This is a genomic window from Micromonospora sp. MA102 (genome assembly GCF_025460765.1).
GTDB classification, from domain to species: domain Bacteria; phylum Actinomycetota; class Actinomycetes; order Mycobacteriales; family Micromonosporaceae; genus Micromonospora; species Micromonospora halotolerans.
In genome coordinates, this window is record NZ_JAMWEG010000002.1 from 319,454 (window position 1) to 340,658 (window position 21,205).

A 21,205-nucleotide genomic window follows, 5' to 3' on the forward strand; every position below is an offset into this window, starting at 1 on the left:
CCGGCGCCGGATGTCTGGTTGATCGGCCGCCGGTACCGGAGGGAACGTGTCATGTCGCTGCCCGCCCCCACGCTGCACAGCACTCGCCTGAGACTGCGTCCGTTCGACGATGCGGATGCGGACGACCTCTTCGCGCTGCACAGCAGCCCCTACGTGTTGCGCTACTGGGACGCGCCCCCGTGGAACGAACGGGCGCGCGCCGAGCGGTTCGTCGCGGCCTGCCGGCAGATGGCCGAGGCGGGCACCGGGGTGCGGCTGGCCGTGGATCGTGACTCCGACGGGACGTTCCTCGGCTGGTGTGGCCTGAGCCGGTGGAATCCGGACTACCGCAGCGCGTCGCTGGGCTACTGCTACGACGATGCGGCGTGGGGGCACGGCTATGCGACGGAGGCCGCGGGCGCCCTGCTGCGCTGGGCGTTCGACACGCTGGACCTGAACCGCGTCCAGGCCGAGGCCGACACCCGCAACGTGGCATCCGCCCGGGTGCTGGAGAAGCTCGGGTTCGTGCGGGAAGGGACGTTGCGGGAAGACTGCGTCGTGAACGGCGAGGTCTCCGACTCGTGGGTCTACGGGCTGATCAGGCGGGAGTGGCGACCGCCGTCCTGAGCGGGTGCCGGTAGCCCCTGCGGTGCCCGGGCCCGGGGCCGGGCGGGCGAGCGGCGGGACAGCAGGTATCCGGTCAGCGCGGCGGCAACCCCGGCCAGCCCGGCGGCCGCGAAGCCGCCCGCCGGCACGGAGGCGCTGATCGCCACCCCGACCACGGGAGATCCGAGCGCGAACCCGGCGCTCAGCGCCGAGGACTGCAGGCCGGTCGCCTCGCCCCGCACGGCGGCCGGCGCCAGCCGGCTCACCGCGTGGGCCACCGCGGAGAGGGTCGGCGCGGCGAGCAGCCCCGCTGCGGCGCCGGCCACGCACAACCAGGGCCAGGTGTGGGCCAGGCCGGCGGGAACGGTCGCCAGCCCGAGCAGGCCGAGCAGCAGCCAGGTGGGCAGTGGCCGGGGGAGCACGCCGTACGCGAGCCCGCCGGCGATGGAGGCCACGCCGTAGGTGGCCACGACCACGGCGGCCCAGGGCACCTGGCCGGCTGCTTCGAGGGTGGCGACGATGGCCAGGTCGGTGCCGCTGAGCACCATCGTGGCGCCGAACGCCATCACCAGCACGGCGATCATGCGCGGGCCCAGCCACTCCCGGCGCCGGGGGCGGTCGAGCGTGCCGGCCTCCGCCTCGTCGTCGGCACGCAGCGGCGGGTTGAGCAGGGCGAGCCCCGCGCCACCCGCCACGATGGCGGCGCCGACGCCCCAGGCCACCACGCCGGGGGAGACCTGCGCCGCCATAAAGATCACGATCGGCGGACCCACCACGTACGACAGTTCGCCCTGCACCGATTCCAGCGCGAACGCCGCCCGCCGCAGTCCCGCCGTCGTCATGGCGGCGATCGCCTGCCTGGTCACGAGCTGGGCCGGCACCATCAGCAGACCGGCGGCGAAGGCGGCGCCCACCAGGATCCCGTAGGGCAGAAGCGGCACGCTCAGCCAGAACACGACCTGCAGGACGACGGTGGTCGACAGCACGACGCGCGCGCCCCGCCGATCGATCATGCGGCCGAGCAGCGGCCCGCCCAGCGCCACCCCGGCGGTCAGGGCCGCCGCCACGCCACCCGCGGCCGCGTAGCCGAGGTCCAGCCCCAGCACGACGTACAGGGTCAGCGCCATCACGTCGGCGGTGATCGCTACGCGGGCGAGCAGTGAGACGCCCAGCAGCGCTGCCATCCCCGGCACGGCGAGCACCTGTCGGTATCCGGTCACCCGTGCGACGCTAGATCCGCCACCGGGCCATAGGAAGTGGCGACTTTGCTGGCACTGCCATAATGATTGGTTATGGCCAGGGACCTGGAGACCGCGTTGCTGCGGTCGTTCGTGACCGCCGTCCGGGCGGGCAGCATCAGTCGGGCGGCGACCGCGCTCGGCCAGACCCAGCCCGCGCTCAGCCATCAGTTGCGCAAGCTCGAGAGGGTTGTCGGCCGCCCGTTGCTCAACCGGTCGCCGGCCGGTGTCTCGCCCACCCGGGCGGGCGAGGAGCTGCTGCCGTACGCCGAACGCATCCTCTCGCTCTCCGCGCAGGCGCTCACCGAAACCGGACGCGCGCTCACCGGCCACTGCGTCGTCGGGTTGCTCGAAGACCTCGCCGCGTCGCAACTACCGCAGGCCCTCGCGGACCTCGCCCGGCTGCACCCCGGCGCCACGCTGGAGGTGCTCAGCATCTCCAGCGCCGCCATGCGGGAGGCCTACGACGCCGGCCGCGTCCAACTCGTGCTCGACGCGCTGCCGGACCTTCCCGGGCCGCCCCGCTGGACGGTGCGCCGCCCGCTGGTCTGGGCGATCGGCCAGGGAGTGGACGTGGCCGCCGATCCGCTGCCGGTGGTGCTGTTCTCGAACCCGTGCTCCTGGCGTACGTCGGTGCTCGAGACGTTGAAACGTACCGACCGGCGCTGGCGGGTGGCGTTCGAGAGCAACAGCCTGCTTGGTGTGCTCGCCGCGGTACGGGCCGGTCTCGGCGTCGCGGCGCTCATGCCCGCGAACCTCGAACCGGTCATGGCCTGCCACGACGCGAGTGCCCTGCCCGCCCTGCCGGACGTCGAGTTCGGCCTCGCCCGGCATCCCCGGAACGAGGGTGACCCGCTGGTCGATGCCGTGGAGACGGCGCTGCGACGCACGATCTGAGCGTCACCGGTGTGACGCCGGACTCCCTCGGCAATCCCCCGGGGACGAATCACCACGGGGATGCGGCGTACCGTCTATTCGTCCGTCGCCCCGCGCCGGATGTCCGGTTCGATCAACTGGTGGGACGGCCGTCCCAGGGGTCGCCGGAAGCGAGACTTGTCGGGGCGCAACTAGGATCGTGGGGTGGTTCGGGCGGACGTCCTGGGGGACGAGCAGTGGTTACGCCGTATCGAGGCGGTAACCGACGCGACGCTGTCCCGACTCGATGTCGCCGACCTCTTCGACGAGCTGCTCGACCGGGTGCGTGACCTGCTGCGGGTCGACACGGCCGCGATCCTCCTGCTCGACGTCCGCGCCCAGCAGCTGGTGGCCACCGCCGCCCGGGGGTTGGAGGAGGAGGTCCGGCAGGGCTTCCGGGTCTCCGTCGGCCGCGGGTTCGCCGGCCAGGTCGCGCTCACCCGCCAGCCGGTCATCATCCAGACGGTGACCAGCGACAACGTCGTCAACCCGGTGCTCATCCAGACCGGGGTGCGGTCCCTCCTGGGCGTGCCGATCATGGCGCGGGGCGAGCTCGTCGGCGTGCTGCACGTGGGCACCCTGTCCCCGCGACAGTTCACCCTCGACGACGTCCGCCTGCTCGAACTGGTCGCCGACCGGGTCAGCCTGGCCAGCAGCGCCCGGGCGAACACCCTGGACCAGACTGCGGCCCTGGCTCTGCAACGGAGCCTCATCCCCGCGGAACTGCCCTGTCTGCCCGATCTGGAACTGGCCGGCCGGTACGTCCCGGGCCACGCCTCCGGCGTGGGCGGCGACTGGTACGACGTCTTCACCCTGCCGTCGGGCTGGCTGGGCGTGGTCGTCGGCGACGTCTCCGGGCACGGGCTCCAGTCCGCCGTCGTGATGGGCCGGGTCCGCAGCGCGCTGCGCGCCTACTCGCTGGTCTCCGACGACCCGGCGGAGGTGCTCACCCTGCTCGACCGGAAGGTGGTCCACTTCGAGGCCGGCAGCCTGACCACCGCTCTGTACGTGATGATCTCCCCCGACCGGGAGACCCTGCGCGTCTCCGTGGCCGGCCATCCGCGCCCGGTGCTGGCCGCGCCCGGCCGCCGGAACACGGTGCTCGACGCGTACATCGATCCGCCGCTCGGCGCGGGCCGGAGCCGGGAGCGGCGCACCACCACGGCCCACTTCCCGCCCGGCTCGATCCTGGTCGCCTACACCGACGGGCTGGTCGAGCGTCGTGGGGAGCTGTTCGACGCCGGCGTGGCCCGGTTGACCGCGGCCGTCCCGCTGGCTCCCGTCGACACGGTGGCCGCCACCGTCATGGCCGCGCTGGACACCGAGCACCCCACCGACGACATCGCCCTGCTGGCCGTCCGCCGGCTGCTCCGCTAGCCCCGCGTCAGCCCGGCGGCCAGTTCCGCAGCAGGGCGTCGAGCGCGTCGAGGGTGCGCGACCAGGTGGCGTCGGTCGTCCTCGGCGTGTGGCGGAAGCCGCCGGCCCGCTCCAGCGACACGTAGCCGTGGAAGGTGCTGTGCAGCAGGCGTACGGCGTCGGTCTGGTCGGGTTCGGCCAGCCGGTAGCCGCGCAGGATCGCCCGGGTCATGTCGGCGTGCCGCCGTGCCGCGCTCGCCTCGGCGGTCTCCCGGTCGAGTTGCAGCTGCGCCGCCGCGTACCGGCCGGGGTGCTGGAGGGCGTAGTCGCGGTAGGCGTCGGCGAAGGCGACCAGCGCGTCCTTGCCCGCCCGGCCGGCGAGTGCGTCGGCGGCCCGGTCGGCCATCTCCGCCAGGGCCAGCATCGCCACCCGGACCCGCAGCTCCTGGGCGTTCCTGAGGTGGAAGTACAAACTCGCGTCCTTCACCCCGAACCGGCGGGCGAGCGCCGAGACGGTGACGTTCTCGAAGCCGACCTCGTCGGCCATCTCCGCCGCCGCCAGGGTCAGGCGCTCGACCGTCAACCCCGTACGGGCCATGTGTCCCACCCCACGTCTAGATCTTCTAGTCTTTAACCTAGGAGGTCTAGACTAGCGCCTATGACACCCCTGTCCGAGCCCGCCATCCGGGCCTCCTTCGTCAATTGCACCAAGGGCGAGGCGAAGCGCCTGGCCCTGCCCCGGGATCTGGCCGAGCGCCCCTGGGCGGACCTCGACTTCCTCGGCTGGCGCGACCCCGCCGCGACGGAGCGGGCCTACCTGGTCGCCGAGTCCGGCGCCGGGCTGCTCGGGGTGGCCCTGCGGGTCGCGTCGCAGGCCGGGCGGGTGCGGCGCAGCATGTGCTCGCTCTGCCTGACCACGCACACCGGGGACGGCGTCTCGCTGATGACCGCCCGCAAGGCCGGTCCGGCCGGCCGGGCCGGAAACTCGGTCGGCAGCTACCTCTGCACCGACCTGGCCTGCTCCCTCTACCTGCGGGGGAAGAAGAACGCCGGCCGGCGCCTCGACGAGTCCCTCACGCTGGCCGAGAAGATCGACCGGACCACGGCCAACCTCGCCGCCTTCCTCCAGCGGGTCGTCGAATAGGCGGGCGTTCCCGCCCGGCGTGACTGCCGTACCCTATGTAGAGTTGCGATATAGTCTCGCCCATGCGGTTGACGATCCCGGTGGCCAAGGTGCTCTCCGCGCTCCTCGCCGACCCCGAGGGCCCGCGCTACGGGCTCGACCTGATGAAGCTGACCGGCCTGCCCAGCGGCACCCTCTATCCGGTCCTGCACCGGCTCCAAGCGGCCGGCTGGCTCGCCGCCGACTGGGAGGAGGTGGACCCGGTCGCCGCCGGCCGGCCCGCCCGCCGCTACTACCGGCTCACCGGCGAGGGGGTGCGTGCCGCCCGGCTGGCGCTGGCCGAACTGCGCGCCCTCGCCCCCGGAAGCGGGACGATCCGGGGCGGCGCCGAGCCGACGGGAGCCCCGGCATGGTGACCCGGCGGCTGGCCGGTCTCCTGCTGCGGGCGGCCGCGCGGCGCTGGCCCGTGGAGCTGCGCGCCGAGCTGGTCCGGGAGTGGGACGCGGAGCTGCACGTCCTGGCCGTAAGCGGGCAACGGTGGCGGATGCTGCGGTTCGCGGCCAGCCTCGCCGCCAGCCGGGCCGGTGCGCCGGTGGTCGACCGGGCGGTGCTGCACCGGCGGCTGCGGCGTACCGCCAAAGTGCTGCTGCTCGCCCCGCCGGCGTGCGTCGCCGTCGTGGTGCTCGCCGCCGTGGTGATGAACGTCGCGTACACCCTGCTCGGCGCCCACCTCGCCGGGGCGACCGCGGTGCAGCTGCCGCTCTGGTCCGGCCTCACCGCGGTGGCGGGCGCGCTGCTCGCCCTCCTCGTCACCCGGGCCGCGCGGCGGACCGTACGCACCGGACCGCTGGCCACCGCGCTCGGCGTCGTGCTGCCGATCGGGCTGACCGTGACGGTGGTGCTCGCCGCGCTCGCGGGCCGGGACGATCGGGGCCTGCCGGGCACCGTGCCCGGGCTCCTGCTCTGGCTCGCCGTGCTGGTGCCGGCCCTCTGGGGCGCGGGAATCCTGGCCCGCCGGGGGCGGACCCGGCTGGCCTGGGTCGTCGGGGTGCTCGGCGCGCTGGTCGCGGCCGACGCCGCGGTCGTCCTCGCGGTGGTGTCCACCATCCCGGCGACCCCCGTCGCGCCGGTCGCCGACGGCCTGCCGCCGGACACGGTGGACCGGATCTCCGCCCCGCTGTGGTTGCTCACCTGCTGGACCGACTCGTCGTTCGGGCTGCCCCGCCCCACCGCCTGGGAACGGTTCCTCATCACCGACCTGGTGCTCGTCGAGCCCGTCTTCTACCTGGCCTGCACCCCGTACGCGGTGGCCTACACCGTCGCCGCCGCCCGGCCGGCGCCGGCCGCCCAACCCGTGCCGGAGCCCGTGCCGACACCCACCTGACGCCGCCGGCCCGCGACGCGACGGGCCGTCAGCTCTCCCAGGCCACCATCCGGCCGGCTCGCTCGTAGTGCCGGGCCAGCTCCGCGTCGATCCGCTCGGCCCGGGCCTCGGTGAGCACGACGGCGGGGTCCTGCCAGGACCGCGTGGTGAGCATGCGGTGGCGCAGTCCGGCCGGGGGATGGGTGGCGAACAGCGACATGCCCTCCCGGACGGAGAGCTGGCGCACCAGCGGCAGCCGGTCGACCGCCGCGGCCAGCGAGCGGGCCGTCCCGGCCCGCCAGGCCGCCGCCCCCTGCCCGCCCCGGGCCGCCTGCCGCACCACCAGCGCCACCGACTCCGTGCTGAGCAGCACGTCGAGCAGGCGGGTGGCGCCCGCCGTGCCGGCCGCCCGGGCGGCCATCTCGTCGGCCAGGTACTCGGCCCGCTGGCTGCCGCGCAGCGCGGTGGCGGCCAGCGCCAGGTGGCCGACGAAGAGCAGCCGGGACAGCGTCCAGGACACCATCCGGCCCAGCCACTCGCCGATCAGCACGATCAGCCCCGCGCCGTGCGTGCCGGGCACCGGCCGGAACAGGTCCGCGGCCGTGCCGAGCATCGTCAGCGCCGGTTGGGTGAGCGGCCCGCGCCGCACGTCGCCGTTGACGAAGTGGCCCAGCTCGTGACCGAGCAGCGCCACCCGCGCCGGCCCGTCGAGAGCGCCCCACAGCGGCAGCCCGAGGCAGAGCAGCCGGCGCCGGCGCAGCCCCACCGCGGTCGCGTACGCGTTGAGGTCGCTGTCCACCGCCAGCACGTGCGGCACCGGCGCGCCGATCCGGTTCGCCACCTCCTCGACCAGGGCGTGCAGCTCGGGCGCCTCGGCGCGGGTGAGCACGTCCACCTCCGGCGGGACGCGGCCGAAGCGCGGGCGCAGCGCCAGCGCCAGCGCGATGAGCGCCGCCCCCAGGACGACCGCGAAGTTCGGGAACGGGTACGCGAAGAGCAGCCACACCCCGGTCACCGCGAGGGCCAGCACCCCGAGCAGGAGCAGGACGGAGACGCCGACGGTCAGCGCGCCGGCCAGGCTCCACCCGGTCGACTCCAGCGGCCGGCCGACCAGGTCCGCGTACTGCTGGCGGGTCAGCCGGGCGGCCAGCCGGTGGGTCCGCCGGTCGATCCAGGACCAGCCCAGTTCGGGCGCCTGGCGGGCCCGGTCGTAACCGTCGAGGTTCCACTCGCAACCGGCGCACCAGGGCAGCGCCTCGCGGATCGACACGGTCGCCGCCCCGCACTTCGGACACGTTCCCGCGCCCGCCGACGTGGTGATCATGAGGGGTGATCCTGTCCGGAACCGGCCGCCGCTGGTACCGGCCGTTCGGGGGAGGGGTCGATCAGCCGGGGCAGGGCAGCCGCTCCAGCGGGGCGGGGGCGACGCCCGGGCGCACCGACTGGGCGAAACAGGCGCTGGACTCGGCCCGCTGCCAGCCGAACACCGACGCGGCGGTCTTCGCCACGCGTACCCGGAAGACCAGCCGGACCTCGGCGACACCCGCCGCCGCCGAGAGGACCTCGACGCCGTCCACGGTGTCGGCGGCGAACCGCAGGTCGGCCTCCCGCGCCGCCGGCTCGGCCAGCAGGAGGGACCGGGTGCGTTGGGCGGTGGCCGTCACCTCCCGGTCGGCCCGGCGTTCCAGCCGGTGCTGGGACCGGTCGCGCAGCAGCGGAACCCCCAGCGTCAGCCCGACCGCCGCGAGCACCGCCAGCGCCGTGCCGGCCACCAGCCCGCGTCGCCGACGTGCCGACCGTCCTCCCCCGAAGCGCACCCCGGGATTGTGCGCCCTCGACCCGGCAGCCGGCTGCCCCGTCTTTGGCCGTTACGGCCCGGAACCCCTATGACCAGGTCTACTGTGGAGGACATCGGGGACTATTTCCGGCGTTCCGGTGGCGGCCGGGCGGTTCGCGGTGCACAGTGATCGCATGAGCGACGACGGACGTGGTGGCGGGCACTACTACTGGTGCACCCGCCACCACCGGGTCGAGACCGATGCCGACGTGTGTCCCGCGAAGCAGGTTCTCGGACCGTACGCCTCAGCCGCCGACGCGGAGAACGCCCTGCAGCAGGTGCGGGAGCGCAACGACGCGTGGGAGGCCGAGGACGCCCGTTGGGCCGGGGAGGACAGGTAGACGGCGCGGGACGGCCCGCGTCGAGGTGATCCGTGCTCCGCGAGGGCGAGAGCACGTCCCCAGGAAAGGGAACCGAGATGGCCGAAGCACAGCAGGCCACCCGCCCGGCCGCGAAACGGACGACCGCGAAGAGGACCACCGCGGGCAGGACGACGGCCACCAAGGCGTCCCCGAACGCCTCCGGCGCCGGCGCCGGCCGGGTGCCGGCGAAGAAGGCCGCAGCGAAGAAGGCGACCGCCCGGAAGGCCGTGTCGGCGGCCCGGAAGGCGCCCGCGAAGAAGGCGCCGGCCACGAAGACCACCGCGAAGAAGGCACCCGCCAAGAAGGCCACCGCGAAGAAGACCACCACCGCGCAGAAGGCGGCTGCCAAGAAGACGACGGCGGCGAAGAAGACCACCGCGGCGAGGAAGACGACCACCGCGGCGAAGCGGGCGACGACCGCAAAGACGGCCCCCGCCAAGAAGACCACGGCCGCCAAGAAGGCCCCGGCCAAGAAGACCACCGCCGCGAAGAAGGCCCCGGCCAAGAAGACCACCGCCTCGACGCGTCCCGCGGCGAAGCGGACGACGGCGGCGAAGAAGGCGCCCGCCAAGAAGGCCACCACCGCGACGAAGACCACCGCGGCGAAGAAGGCCCCGGCCAAGAAGACCACGGCCGCCAAGAAGACCACCGCGCGCAAGGCGCCGGCACGCAAGGCCACCGCCTGACGGCGTACGCCCGCCGCTGACCGGCGCGTGCCGGGTGAGCGGATCACGCGGGGCGCTGTCAGGATTGACCCCGTGGTGATCCGACGCGTACTGGCGCCCCGCATCGACTTCGGCGCGCTGCGCCGCGAGCTGGGACTTCCCGAAGACTTCCCGCCCGCGGCGCAGCGCGAGGCCGACGCGGCCGCCGCCGCGCCGCTGCCGGCCGTCGCCGACCGGACCGACGTCCCGTTCGTCACCGTCGACCCGGCGACCTCGCGCGACCTCGACCAGGCCATGCACCTCGCCCGCCGTCCCGGTGGCGGTTTCCGCGTCCGGTACGCGATCGCCGACGTGTTCACCCACGTCCGGGCCGGCGGGGCGCTGGAGGCGGAGACCTGGCGCCGGGGGCAGACCGTCTACCTGCCCGACGGGAACGTGCCGCTGCACCCGCACACGCTGAGCGAGGGGGCGGCCAGCCTGCTGCCCGACGCCGACCGGGCGGCGGTGCTGTGGACCATCGACATCGACGCCGACGGCGGCATGGTCGCCGTCACCCTCGAACGGGCCCGGGTGCGCAGCCGGGCCAAGCTCGACTACTCCGGGGTGCAGCGCGACGCCGACGCCGGCCGGCTGCCCGAGCCGATCGCCCTGCTGCCCGAGATCGGCGCCCTGCTCACCGCGCGCGGGCTGCGCCGGGGCGCGATCAACCTGCCGCTGCCCGAGCAGGACGTCGAGCCGGACGGCGACGGCTGGCGGCTGGTGCTGCGCGGGCCCGGCCCCATGGAGGAGCACAACGCCCAGATCTCCCTGCTGACCGGGATGGCCGCCGCCGACATCATGCTGGCCGGCCGGATCGGCCTGCTGCGCACGATGCCGCCGCCCCGGCCCGAGGCGGTCGACCGGCTGCGGCTGGCCGCCGGGCCGCTCGGCGTGCCCTGGCCGGCCGGCGCCACGGTCGGCGCGGTGCTCGCCGGGCTGGACGCCTCGCAGCCCCGGGCGGCGGCCTTCGTCGACCAGGCCGCCGAGCTGATGCGCGGCGCCGCGTACACGGCGTTCGACGGGGAGCTGCCCGAGCAGCCGGAGCACGGCGGGGTGGCCGCCGCGTACGCCCACGTGACGGCGCCGCTGCGCCGGCTCGCCGACCGGTACGCCACCGAGGTCTGCCTGGCCCTGCACGAGGGCCGGGAGGTCCCCGAGCACGTCCGCGCCGCGCTGCCGAAGCTGCCCGAGGTGATGGCCACCACCGACCGGACCGCGTCCGCGGCCACCCGGGGCGCGGTCGAGCTGGCCGAGGCGGTGCTGCTGGCGCACCGCGTGGGCGAGACCTTCGAGGCGGCGGTGGTGGACGTGGACGAGCCGCGCCCGGCGGGCAACGGCCGTCCGGGCCGCCCGCCCGGCGGCACGGTCGCACTGGACGAGCCGCCGGTGCGCGCCCGCTGCACCGGCGACCTGCCGCTCGGCGAGCGGGTCCGGGTCCGCCTGACCGTCGCCGACCCGGCCGAGCGCAAGGTCGCCTTCGAGAAGGCGTGAGGCGGCGGAGCGCGGGGATTCTCACAGCGCCCGGCCGCGCCGCCGTGCGGTGACCTTTGCGAGGATGACCCGTATGGTTTACGACGCGACCACGCTGCCCGACGTCTCCGGGCTGACCGTCGGCATCATCGGTGGCACCGGCGACCAGGGGCGGGGTCTCGCCTACCGGTTCGCCCGGGCCGGGCAGACCGTGCTGATCGGCTCCCGCGCCGCCGACCGGGCCGCCCAGGCCGCCGCCGAGATCGCCGCCCTGCCCCGCGTGCCGGCCGGCGCCACCGTCGCGGGCGCGGACAACGACGAGGTGGCCCGCCGCAGCGACGTGGTCGTCATCGCGGTGCCCTGGGACGGGCACGCCGCCGTCGTCGGTGCGCTGGCCGGCCCGCTCGCCGGCAAGATCGTCATCGACTGCGTCAACCCGCTCGGCTTCGACAAGCAGGGCCCGTACGCGCTGACCGTCGCCGAGGGCAGCGCCGTGCAGCAGGCCGCCGGGCTGCTGCCCGACTCCCGGGTCTGCGCCGCCTTCAACCACGTCAGCGCGCCGCTGCTGGCCGACCCGGAGGTCGACCGGATCGACCTCGACGTGCTGATCTGCACCGAGGACCGGGAGCTGGTCGGCGTGGTCGCCGCGCTCGCCGCCCGGATCCCCGGGATGCGGGGCATCTACGCCGGCCGGCTGCGCAACGCCCACCAGATCGAGGCGTTCACCGCCAACCTGATCGCCATCAACAAGCGTTACAAGGCGCACGCCGGCATCCGCGTCACCGACCTGTGACGTCGTACCCGTGCGGCACCATCGCCGCATGGAATGGCAACTGGTGATCGACTGTCGGGAGCCGTCACGGCTCGTCGCGTTCTGGGCGCAGGCGCTGCGCTACCGGCCGCAGTCGCCGCCCGACGGGCAGCCGACCTGGCGGGACTGGTACCTGTCGGTCGGCATCCCGCCCGAGGAGCTCGGCGACGGCGACTGCCTCGACCGGCTGGAGGACCCGACCGGCGCCGGCCCGCGGATCTGGTTCCAGCCGGTCCCCGAGGCCAAGACAATCAAGAACCGGCTGCACATCGACCTGAAGGTCGGCGGCGGGCGTGCGGTGCCGCTGGCCGAGCGGCGCTCCCGGGTGGAAGCCGAGGTGACCCGGCTGACCGCCCTGGGCGCCGGGGTCCTGGGCTCGATGGACGACCCCGACGACGGCTACTACTCGTTCCAGCTCGCCGACCCGGAGGGCAACGAGTTCTGCGTGGTCTGACAGGCAGGGCGGCGCGGCCCGGGAGCCGCGCCGCCCGGCGTGCGGTCAGAAGGTGTGCTCGGCGGCGGGGAACTCGCCGCCCCGCACCTCCTCGGCGAACCGGCGGGTGGCGTCGGTCAGCGCGCCGGCCAGGTCGGCGTAGCGCTTCACGAAGCGCGGCGCCCGGCCGGTGCGCAGCCCGGCCATGTCCTGCCAGACCAGCACCTGCCCGTCGGTGTCCGGGCCGGCGCCGATGCCCACCGTCGGGATGCGCAGCTCGGCGGTGATCCGCTTCGCCACCTCACCGGGCACCATCTCCAGCACCACCGCGAAGGCGCCCGCCTCGGCCACCGCGCGGGCGTCGGCGATGACCTCCTCGGCGGTGTCGCCGCGGCCCTGCACCCGGTAGCCGCCCAGGGTGTGCTCGCTCTGCGGGGTGAAGCCGATGTGCGCCATCACCGGGATGCCCGCACCGACGATCGCCTCGATCTGGGCGGCGCAGCGCCGGCCGCCCTCCAGCTTCACCGCGTGGCAGCCGCCCTCCTTCATGAACCGCACCGCGGTCCGCAGCGCCTGCGTCGGCCCCTCCTCGTAGGAGCCGAACGGCAGGTCACCGACGATCAGCGACTGCCGGGTCGCCCGCACCACCGCGCGGACCAGGGGGAGCAGCTCCTCGACGGTCACCGGCAGGGTGGTCTCGTAGCCGAAGACGTTGTTCGCCGCCGAGTCGCCGACCAGCAGCACCGGGATCCCCGCCTGGTCGAAGATCGAGGCGGTGTACTGGTCGTACGAGGTCAGCATCGACCAGCGCTCGCCGCGTTCCTTGGCGGCGATCAGGTCGCGGGTGCGGACCCGCCGGGTGGCCGGCCCGCCGTAGAGGGCGGTCACCTCGGTCGGGGTGGACTCCACCATGACTCTCTCTCCTTCCTCGAGGCCGCGTTCGCGGTCCCCGGGTTCCGCCGCGATCGTCGCACCGGGACACCGGCCGGGGGCAGGGCGGAGTGGAGGATTTCACTCCCGGCGGCGGGGTGCGCCGGGCGCGGGTCAGCCGTCCTCGCGCCAGCGGTTGGTGACCGGCAGCCGCCGGTCCCGACCGAACGCCTTCATGGAGATCTTGGTGCCGGGGGCGGACTGCCGGCGCTTGTACTCGGCGGTATCCACCATCCGCAGCACCCGGTCGACGACCGCCGGGTCGTGGCCGGACGCGACCAGGCCCTCCCGCCCCAGGTCGCCGTCGACGTAGCCGATCAGGATCGGGTCGAGCACGTCGTACTCCGGCAGGCTGTCGCTGTCGAGCTGCCCCGGGCTCAGCTCGGCCGACGGCGGCTTGCCGATCGAGCTCTCCGGGATCGGCGGCGTCTCGCCGCGCCGCTCCGCGTCGGCGTTGCGCCACTTGGCCAGCCGCCAGATCAGCGTCTTCCAGACGTCCTTGACCGGGTTGTAGCCGCCCACCGAGTCGCCGTACAGGGTGGAGTAGCCCACCGCCAGCTCGCTCTTGTTGCCGGTGGTGAGGACCAGGTGGCCCTCCTGGTTCGACAGCGCCATGAGGATCACGCCGCGGACCCGGGCCTGGAGGTTCTCCACGGCCACGCCGGAGAGCGACAGGTTGGCCAGGAAGGCGTCCACCATGGGCTGGATCGGCTCGATCCGGAAGTCCAGGCCGGTGCGCTTGGCCAGCTCCTCGGCGTCGGCGCGGGAGTGCTCCGAGGAGTGCTGGCTGGGCAGCGACACCCCGACCACCCGCTTCGCGCCGAGCGCGTCCACGGCCAGCGCCGCCACCACCGCCGAGTCGATGCCGCCGGACAGGCCGAGCACCACCGACGGGAACCGGTTCTTGTTCACGTAGTCGCGCAGGCCCAGCACCAGCGCCTGCCAGACCTCCGCCTCGTCGGCGACCGGCGCGATGATCCCGCCGACCGCGACACCGTCGCCGTGCCTCGGCGGAAGGGTGTCGCTGACCTTGGCGCGGACGATCCGCATGTCGTCGGCGACCTCCTCGTCGCCGACCGGCTCCCTGGCCGCCGGCAGCTCCACGTCGTGCAGCAGCAGGTGCTCGACGAACTGGGGCGCCCGGGCGAGCAGCGTGCCGTTCGCGTCGACGATCATCGAGTCGCCGTCGTAGACCAGCTCGTCCTGGCCGCCGACCATGTTGACGTACGCGATGGTCGCGCCCGCCTCGGCCGCCCGGCGGCGGACCAGCGGCAGCCGGATGTCGTCCTTGTTCAGCTCGTAGGGCGAGCCGTTGATGTTGAGCACCAGCCCGACGCCCGCCTGCCGGGCCACCGCGAACGGGCCGCCCGCCTGCCACAGGTCCTCGCAGATGGTGAGCGCGACGTCCACCCCGCCGATCCGGACCACGGTCAGCGCGTCGCCGGGGACGAAGTAGCGGTCCTCGTCGAACACGCCGTAGTTGGGCAGGTGGTGCTTGAAGTAGACGGCCGCCACCGACCCGCGGTGCAGCAGCGCCGCCGCGTTGCGCGCCCCCCTGCCCGGCTCGGCGTCGGCACTGACCTGCGGCGGGCCGTCCGCGTCGAGGTAGCCGACCAGGACCGGCAGGTCACCGAGGCCGTCGGCGGCCAGGTCGGCGGCGAGCCGGTGCAGCGCGGCCCGGGAGGCGGCGACGAACGACCGGCGGAAGACCAGGTCCTCGACCGGGTAGCCGGTCAGCATCAGCTCGGGGAAGAGGGCGAGCTGGGCGCCGGCGTCGGCGGCCTTGCGGGCCCAGCCGCGGACCATGTCGGCGTTGCCGGCGATGTCGCCGACCGTCGGGTCGACCTGGCACAGGGCGAGACGCAGGGTGGGCATGACCTCATCTTGCCCCAGCCGGAGGGGCCGAATCCGGCCGGACGCCGGAGACGCCGGAGGCGTAACGTCGGCGTAACGAGACCGGTGGAGACTGGGCGGTCAGGCCGGGCCGGCCCGACCGGTGCGGACGTACGTGTCACGAGGGGTGGAAGTGGACCGTCAGCAGGAGTTCGTCCTCCGTACGCTGGAAGAGCGGGACATCCGGTTCGTCCGGCTGTGGTTCACCGACGTGCTCGGCACACTCAAGAGCGTGTCGGTGGCCCCCGCGGAGCTGGAGGCGGCCTTCGAGGAGGGCATCGGCTTCGACGGCTCGGCCATCGAGGGCTTCGCCCGGGTCTTCGAGTCGGACATGGTGGCCATGCCCGACCCGACCACCTTCCAGGTCTTCCCCTTCGAGGGCGGGGTCAGCGGCGAGAGCGCCCGGATGTTCTGCGACATCCTGCTCCCCGACGGCAGCCCGTCCTGGGCCGACCCGCGGCACGTGCTGCGCCGGGCCCTCTCCCGGGCCGCCGAGAAGGGCTTCACCTTCTACACCCACCCGGAGATCGAGTTCTTCCTGCTGGAGAACGGCCCGCAGGACGGCTCGCTGCCGGTCCCGGTGGACACCGGCGGCTACTTCGAGCACACCACGCACGCGGTGGCCCGCGACTTCCGCCGCCAGGCGGTGCTGGCGCTGGAGCGGATCGGCATCTCGGTGGAGTTCAGCCACCACGAGGTGGCCCCCGGCCAGCAGGAGATCGACCTGCGCTACGCCGACGCGCTCACCACCGCCGACAACATCATGACCTTCCGGCACGTGGTGAAGGAGGTCGCCCTCTCCACCGGGGTCCAGGCCAGCTTCATGCCGAAGCCCTTCACCGACCAGCCGGGCAGCGGCATGCACACCCACCTGTCGCTGTTCGAGGGGGAGCGCAACGCGTTCCACGACGCCGGCGACCCGATGAAGCTCTCCAAGGTGGCCAAGTCGTTCATCGCCGGGCTGCTCACCCACGCCCGGGAGTACACCGCCGTCACCAACCAGTGGGTCAACTCCTACAAGCGGCTCTTCCCCCAGGCGCTGCCGGACCGGATCACGGAGAGCCCGGCGTACGTCTGCTGGGGTCACCTGAACCGGTCCGCGCTGGTCCGGGTGCCCGCCTACGGCAAGCCGAACTCGGCCCGGGTCGAGGTCCGCTCGCTGGACTCGGCGACAAACCCCTACCTGGCGTTCGCGGTCATGCTCGGCGCCGGCCTCAAGGGCATCGAGGAGGGCTACGAGCTGCCGCCGGGTGCCGAGGACGACGTCTGGTCGCTGAGCACCGCGGAGCGCCGCGCGATGGGCTACCAGGCGCTGCCGGAGAACCTGGCCGAGGCGATCGACGTGATGGCCGGCTCCGAGCTGGTCGCCGAGGTGCTCGGCGAGCACGTCTTCGACTTCTTCCTGCGCAACAAGCGGGCCGAGTGGGAGCAGTACCGCCGCGAGGTCACCCCCTACGAGCGGCAGCGTTACCTGTCGCTCTAGATCACCGTGGTGCGGTGCCGCTATCGTCTGCGGCACCGCCCCGGCACCCCGCCGGCGGCGCGGAGGCCGGGGAGGCGTTCGGTGCTGGAGGATCTGCTCAGCGGGGCCTGGCAGAGCATCGTGTTCGGGGTCGTCGGGGTGGCGCTGATGGCCGCCGGCTTCCTGCTGGTCGACCTGCTCACGCCGGGGAAGCTGCGGGAGCTGATCTGGGTGCGCCGCAACGGCAACGCGGCGCTGCTGCTCGCCGCCAACCAGCTCGGCATCGCCGGCATCGTCTTCACCGCGATCCTCACCAGCTACAGCTCCTTCGGCAAGGGGCTGGCCTCCACGGTGGTCTTCGGCCTGGTCGGCCTGCTCGTCATGGCGCTCGCCTTCTTCGTGCTCGACCTGCTCACCCCCGGCCGGCTCGGCGAGATCATCTGCGCCGACGAGCCGCACCCGGCGGCCCGGGTCAGCGCCGCCACCCACTTCGGCGCCGCGCTGATCGTCTGCGCCTGCATCGCCTGAGGCGTGTCGTACCCGGGGCATAGCCTCCGGGCGTGAACCGCACCGACCGTCTCTACGCCCTGGTGGAGGAGCTGCGGGCGGTGTCGCCGCGGCCGCGCAGCGCCCGGTGGCTGGCCGGGCGCTTCGAGGTCAGCACCCGCACCATCGAGCGGGACATCAGCGCGTTGCAGGGCGCCGGGGTGCCGATCTGGGCCGAGCCGGGCCGCACCGGTGGCTACGTGGTCGACCGCGCCCGCACCCTGCCCCCGGTCAACCTGACGCCGGGCGAGGCGGTGGCCATGGCCGTCGCGCTGCACGGGTTGGGCGGCACGCCGTTCGCCCCGGCCGCCGGCGCGGCGCTGCGCAAGCTGGTCGCCGTGATGCCGCCCGCCGACGCCGCCGAGGCGCACCGCCTCGCCGGCCGGGTGCACCTGATCGGCGGCGGGCCGGCGACGCCCGTCCCGGCCGCCGTGGCCGACGCGGTCGCCGCCCGGCGCGTGCTCCGCCTGCGCTACGCCGATCGCGCGGGCGCGACCTCGGCCCGGGACGTGGAGCCGCTGGCCTACCTGGGCAACGCGACGCACTGGTACCTGGTGGGTTGGTGCCGGCTGCGCGACGGGCTGCGCTGCTTCCGCACCGACCGGATCGTGGCGGTGCGTCCGCTGGCCGAGCCGGTGACCCGGGAGCTGCGCCCCGAGGACCTGGACATCCCCGCCGGGCGGCTCCGTCCACTGAGTCTGGTCTGATACCCGACAGCGTTCGGCCGGCGGATGCGGGATCCTGGGAGGTCCGGCCGTGCCTGGGGGAGGAGCGCGGGGTGCCCGACACGCTCAGCTACGCCGACGCCGTCCGCCTGCTCGGTGGGGAGAAGAGCAGGTTCGTCGACTGGTTCGACAAGCTGACGTCGGCGGTGCCGGTGCCTCCGCTGCTCGGCGTCCTCGACGCGAGGGGATTCGTCCGGCTGGGGCACGAGCTGGTGCGCACGGTGTCCGAGCAGAGGTCCGGGCTGTCCCGGCACGGGCGGACACAGCGCCTCCAGGCGGCCCACGCCGTCATCGCCGTGACCGCGTTCTACGAGGCGCTGGCCCAGGTCGACCTGCCGTTCACGCCCGCGGACCTCGCCCTCGACAAGGGGGAGCAGCTCGCCCTCGCGGGAGCCGGGCCGGTCACCGGCACGACGGTGACCGAGGCGTTCTTCAGCACCGCCGCGCCGGTGCCGGGCGCGCACCTGCCCTACCCGAACCTGGCCGCCGCCCTGAGCAGGTACTACGACGACCTGGCCCACCGGCTGCTCCGGTTCTGCGCGGGGCTGGCGGTCTGGGAACAGGCGGACCAGCACCGACGCGACGCGGCCGAGTCGGCGCTGCTGGTCGTCCCCCGGGTGGCTGTCGGCCGGCACCGGGAGCTGCTCACCCAGCTGGCTCAGGACTTCCCCGAGGTCGGCTTCTGGCTGGGGCTCCAGGAGCACGAGGCGACCCGGCAGGAGGTCCGGTCGCTCTCGGTCGGGTTGGCGGAGATGCGCCAGGTGCTCACCGACATCTCCACGGGCCACGTGCCCGACCGGCGCCGGGCCGGGCTCGCCGCCGCGCACGCCGCCGAGCTGCGACGGCCGATCCTTCCGTCCGGGGAGGTGCCGGCGGGGTTGCAGGTCCCGACCCTGGGTGAGGCGTACGTGGCGCCGCTGTGCCGGATCGTGAAGCTGTCACCCTCCGCGCGGCCGACCGACGAGACCTGGTGGAGTCGGTACCCGCTCCGGGACGACCTGTGGCAGTCGCTGCTGGTGCACCTGACGACGGCCGCGGCGTTGACGGCGCCGCTTCTCGTGCTCGGCCAACCGGGCTCGGGCAAGTCCGTGCTGACCCGCGTCCTCGCCGCCCAGTTGCCGGCCGCCGACTTCCTGGTGATCCGGGTCGAGCTGCGCGCCGTGCAGGCCGTGAGCGACCTCCAGGATCAGATCGAACAGGCCGTGCGCAACGCCACCGGCGAGGCGCTCAGCTGGCCCGACCTGGTCCGCTCGGCCGGTGACGCGATGCCGGTCGTGCTGCTCGACGGCTTCGACGAGCTGCTGCAGGCCACCGGCGCCAGCCAGAGCGACTACCTGCGGCGGGTGGCCGTCTTCCAGCGCCGTGAGGCGGATCAGGGGCGTCCCGTCGCCGTGCTGGTCACCAGCAGGTCCAGCGTCGCCGACCGGGCCCTGCCGCCACCCGGCACGGTCGTCCTCCGGCTGGAGCCGTTCGACGAGACCCGCATCGACACCTGGGTCGACACCTGGAACCGGACCAACAGCTTCTCGTTCGAGACGCTCGGCGTGAGCCCGCTGGACGCCCAGGCCGTCCGGGCGCACAAGGAGCTCGCGGAGCAGCCGCTGCTGCTGCTCATGCTCGCGCTCTACGCCGCCGACGGGCACGACCTGCGCGACGCCGGAGGGCTGGGACGGGGCGACCTGTACGAGAGGCTGCTGACGAGCTTCGCCCGGCGGGAGGTCGCCAAACAGGACCCGTGGCTGTCGCAGGGCGAGGTCGTCCGGGCGACGGAGGACGAACTCCGCCGGCTGTCGGTGGTCGCCTTCGGCATGTTCAACCGCGGCGCCCAGTGGTTGACCGAGGACGATCTCGAGGCCGATCTGGACGCCCTGCCGTTCCTGGGGCACCGGCCACCGCTGCCGGCGCCGGACCGTGGGGGCATGCGGGGGGCGCTGCGGCATTCCGAGATCGTGCTGGGCCGCTTCTTCTTCGTGCACCGGTCGGAGGCGGTGCTCGGCAGTGGGCTGGCCCGGACCTACGAGTTCCTCCACGCGACCTTCGGCGAATACCTGATCGCCCGGTCGGTCACGCTGGTCCTCCAGGAGCTGGTGGAACGCGAGGCGGCGAGCCTGCTGGGCGAGGCGTCCGTCGACGACGACCGGCTGCACGCGTTGCTGTCCTTCGCGGTGCTGACCAGCCGGGCGCCGGTCGTCACCTTCGTGGCCGAACGGCTGGCCGCCTGGCCGCCGGGCCGCCGCTCCGCCGTCGTGAGCATCCTGTCGCGGCTGTTCCGCAACGCGTCGGACCCGCGCCCCACCGGGCGCCACCGGTCCTACCAGCCGCGACCGGCGACCGTACCGGCGCGCTGCGCGGTGTACTCGGCGAACCTGCTGGTGCTGGCCCTCTGCGTCACCGACCTTCCGTCTGCCGCCCTGTACGGGAACGGCGCGGCGTCGACGTACCGCTGGCGACGGCAGGCGCTGCAGTGGCGGGCGCAGCTGCCCGAGGGGGAGTACCTGAGCCTGCTGACCGTGGTGCGGCCGACGCGGACGTGGGCCGACGGCAGCCCCGAGTTGCTGCTGTCGATCCGGCGCGACGACGAGCCGGACGAGGTGCCCGGCGACCCTCGCTGGCAGTTCCGCCGAAGCATCGGCGACCCCTCGGTGGCCGATGCCGGTTCCTGGTACGGGACCACCGACACGGATGTCGAACTGCTGCACCGCACCGCCTACTTCGAGTGCGATCCGAACGTCGAGGCGGTGCTGCACGCGCTGGAACCGCTCGGCCTCCGCTTCTCCGACCGGGCGCCGGCCCCGACCACACTCCGGGCCGACATGGTGGACGGGTTCTACGCCTTCCCGGACGGGGACCGCTCGGAGGCCCGCCTGCTGCTCGACGTGGCCCTCCTGCCGCTGTCGACGGCCAGCGCCGGCGAGCGTGAGCGAATCTACGAACGGCTGCTCGCCGCGGTCGGCCTCGGGGAGGACCTTGCCGAACGAGCGGTGGCCGCTCTGGTGCTGGAGCGCATGGCCGTCGACGACGGCCTGGCGCCGGGCTTCGTGGCCGACGCGCTCCGTCGCCTCGCGGAGCTGTCGCTGACCGTGGGATCGCACACCCCCGCCTTCCGCTGCCTGCTCGCGTTCCTCGGCCGGGACGATCGGGCGGACCTCCGGTTCGTCGCGCTCGCCGCCGACCTGGTGCTGGGCGCCCGTGGGTTCGCCGCGGGCCGTGGCCGTCCCGCGGACTGGCTGGACGAGGCCGGCGCCGACGTGCTGGTGCGCCTGCACGAGCTCGAACTCCGTCGTGAGCCGATTTCGGCCGCGGAGGCGGAGAGCTTCCGGCAGCGCTGCGGTCGCCGTCGACCCGACCTGGTCGAACGTCTGCGACCGCTCGCGGACGCCGACTGGGTCGGGTGATCCGGAAACACCGACAGGACGGTGTCGCGGACGGGGGCGAGGCTTGCCTCCTGACGC

General features: G+C 74.1%; 21 protein-coding genes. 15 read left to right on the forward strand and 6 right to left on the reverse strand.

Annotated elements, in window-relative coordinates; genetic code table 11:
- The first annotated feature begins 51 nt into the window (after positions 1–51).
- Positions 52–606, forward strand: coding sequence for a GNAT family N-acetyltransferase (locus NFX44_RS04930; protein ID WP_262282288.1), 555 nt, complete (start codon positions 52–54; stop codon positions 604–606).
- Here NFX44_RS04930 and NFX44_RS04935 read toward each other — a convergent pair.
- Positions 567–1,805, reverse strand: a complete 1,239-nt coding sequence (locus tag NFX44_RS04935) for an MFS transporter (protein WP_262282289.1) — start codon at positions 1,803–1,805, stop codon at positions 567–569. The genes NFX44_RS04930 and NFX44_RS04935 overlap by 40 nt on opposite strands.
- A 72-nt stretch (positions 1,806–1,877) precedes the next feature.
- Here NFX44_RS04935 and NFX44_RS04940 point away from each other — a divergent pair, with 72 nt between their 5' ends.
- Both NFX44_RS04940 and NFX44_RS04945 read left to right on the forward strand, forming a co-directional pair.
- On the forward strand, positions 1,878–2,720 hold the full coding sequence (locus tag NFX44_RS04940; protein ID WP_262282290.1) for a LysR family transcriptional regulator: 843 nt from the start codon (positions 1,878–1,880) through the stop codon (positions 2,718–2,720).
- Positions 2,721–2,903: 183 nt separating this feature from the next.
- Positions 2,904–4,115, forward strand: a complete 1,212-nt coding sequence (locus NFX44_RS04945; RefSeq protein ID WP_262282291.1) for a PP2C family protein-serine/threonine phosphatase — start codon at positions 2,904–2,906, stop codon at positions 4,113–4,115.
- 7 nt (positions 4,116–4,122) lie between these two features.
- On the opposite strand, the gene NFX44_RS04950 is transcribed toward NFX44_RS04945, so the two are convergent.
- Positions 4,123–4,692: a TetR/AcrR family transcriptional regulator gene (locus tag NFX44_RS04950; protein ID WP_262282292.1), complete on the reverse strand. Its 570-nt coding sequence runs from the start codon at positions 4,690–4,692 to the stop codon at positions 4,123–4,125.
- A 60-nt stretch (positions 4,693–4,752) separates the two neighbouring features.
- Here NFX44_RS04950 and NFX44_RS04955 point away from each other — a divergent pair, with 60 nt between their 5' ends.
- The 3 genes from NFX44_RS04955 (at position 4,753) to NFX44_RS04965 (ending at position 6,601) form a co-directional block, all read left to right on the forward strand.
- Positions 4,753–5,238: an FBP domain-containing protein gene (locus NFX44_RS04955; protein WP_262282293.1), complete on the forward strand. Its 486-nt coding sequence runs from the start codon at positions 4,753–4,755 to the stop codon at positions 5,236–5,238.
- Between the two features lie 62 nt (positions 5,239–5,300).
- Complete coding sequence (locus NFX44_RS04960; protein ID WP_262282294.1) at positions 5,301–5,633, forward strand: PadR family transcriptional regulator; 333 nt, start codon at positions 5,301–5,303, stop codon at positions 5,631–5,633.
- Positions 5,627–6,601, forward strand: a complete 975-nt coding sequence (locus NFX44_RS04965) for a hypothetical protein (protein WP_262282295.1) — start codon at positions 5,627–5,629, stop codon at positions 6,599–6,601. The genes NFX44_RS04960 and NFX44_RS04965 overlap by 7 nt, the downstream gene beginning before the upstream one ends.
- 28 nt (positions 6,602–6,629) lie before the next feature.
- Here the strand turns inward: NFX44_RS04965 and NFX44_RS04970 are convergent, their stop codons facing one another.
- Positions 6,630–7,904 carry a M48 family metallopeptidase gene (locus tag NFX44_RS04970; RefSeq protein ID WP_262282296.1) on the reverse strand — a complete coding sequence of 425 codons (1,275 nt, stop codon included), beginning with the start codon at positions 7,902–7,904 and terminating at the stop codon, positions 6,630–6,632.
- A 61-nt stretch (positions 7,905–7,965) separates the two neighbouring features.
- Entirely contained in the window at positions 7,966–8,397 is a 432-nt protein-coding gene (locus NFX44_RS04975; protein ID WP_262282297.1) for a hypothetical protein, read from the reverse strand.
- 154 nt (positions 8,398–8,551) lie between these two features.
- Between NFX44_RS04975 and NFX44_RS04980 the strand changes: the two genes are divergently transcribed.
- The 5 genes from NFX44_RS04980 to NFX44_RS05000 all read left to right on the forward strand — a co-directional run bounded on the left by NFX44_RS04980 (position 8,552) and on the right by NFX44_RS05000 (position 12,218).
- Positions 8,552–8,758, forward strand: coding sequence for a hypothetical protein (locus NFX44_RS04980; RefSeq protein WP_262282298.1), 207 nt, complete (start codon positions 8,552–8,554; stop codon positions 8,756–8,758).
- A gap of 77 nt (positions 8,759–8,835) precedes the next feature.
- A complete protein-coding gene (locus tag NFX44_RS04985) occupies positions 8,836–9,465 on the forward strand; it encodes a histone (protein ID WP_262282299.1) in 630 nt (209 codons plus the stop codon).
- Positions 9,466–9,537: 72 nt separating this feature from the next.
- Entirely contained in the window at positions 9,538–10,974 is a 1,437-nt protein-coding gene (locus tag NFX44_RS04990; RefSeq protein ID WP_262282300.1) for an RNB domain-containing ribonuclease, read from the forward strand.
- Between the two features lie 73 nt (positions 10,975–11,047).
- Positions 11,048–11,746, forward strand: a complete 699-nt coding sequence (gene npdG / locus NFX44_RS04995) for an NADPH-dependent F420 reductase (protein ID WP_262282301.1) — start codon at positions 11,048–11,050, stop codon at positions 11,744–11,746.
- Between the two features lie 28 nt (positions 11,747–11,774).
- On the forward strand, positions 11,775–12,218 hold the full coding sequence (locus NFX44_RS05000; protein ID WP_262282302.1) for a VOC family protein: 444 nt from the start codon (positions 11,775–11,777) through the stop codon (positions 12,216–12,218).
- A 45-nt stretch (positions 12,219–12,263) separates the two neighbouring features.
- Here the strand turns inward: NFX44_RS05000 and panB are convergent, their stop codons facing one another.
- Complete coding sequence (panB, locus tag NFX44_RS05005; protein WP_262282303.1) at positions 12,264–13,109, reverse strand: 3-methyl-2-oxobutanoate hydroxymethyltransferase; 846 nt, start codon at positions 13,107–13,109, stop codon at positions 12,264–12,266.
- Positions 13,110–13,241: 132 nt separating this feature from the next.
- Positions 13,242–15,002 (reverse strand): NAD+ synthase, encoded by a 1,761-nt coding sequence (locus NFX44_RS05010; protein WP_262282304.1) that lies wholly within the window; start codon positions 15,000–15,002, stop codon positions 13,242–13,244.
- Positions 15,003–15,153: 151 nt separating this feature from the next.
- Between NFX44_RS05010 and glnA the strand changes: the two genes are divergently transcribed.
- From glnA to NFX44_RS05030, 4 genes are all read left to right on the forward strand, one after another.
- Positions 15,154–16,503 carry a type I glutamate--ammonia ligase gene (glnA, locus tag NFX44_RS05015; protein WP_262282305.1) on the forward strand — a complete coding sequence of 450 codons (1,350 nt, stop codon included), beginning with the start codon at positions 15,154–15,156 and terminating at the stop codon, positions 16,501–16,503.
- 81 nt (positions 16,504–16,584) lie between these two features.
- The gene (locus NFX44_RS05020; protein WP_262282306.1) at positions 16,585–17,010 is read left to right on the forward strand and encodes a DUF350 domain-containing protein; all 426 of its coding nucleotides are present in this window, start codon (positions 16,585–16,587) and stop codon (positions 17,008–17,010) included.
- Between the two features lie 32 nt (positions 17,011–17,042).
- The gene (locus NFX44_RS05025; protein ID WP_262282307.1) at positions 17,043–17,735 is read left to right on the forward strand and encodes a YafY family protein; all 693 of its coding nucleotides are present in this window, start codon (positions 17,043–17,045) and stop codon (positions 17,733–17,735) included.
- 71 nt (positions 17,736–17,806) lie between these two features.
- Positions 17,807–21,148, forward strand: coding sequence for an NACHT domain-containing NTPase (locus NFX44_RS05030; RefSeq protein WP_262282308.1), 3,342 nt, complete (start codon positions 17,807–17,809; stop codon positions 21,146–21,148).
- Positions 21,149–21,205 lie beyond the last annotated feature (57 nt).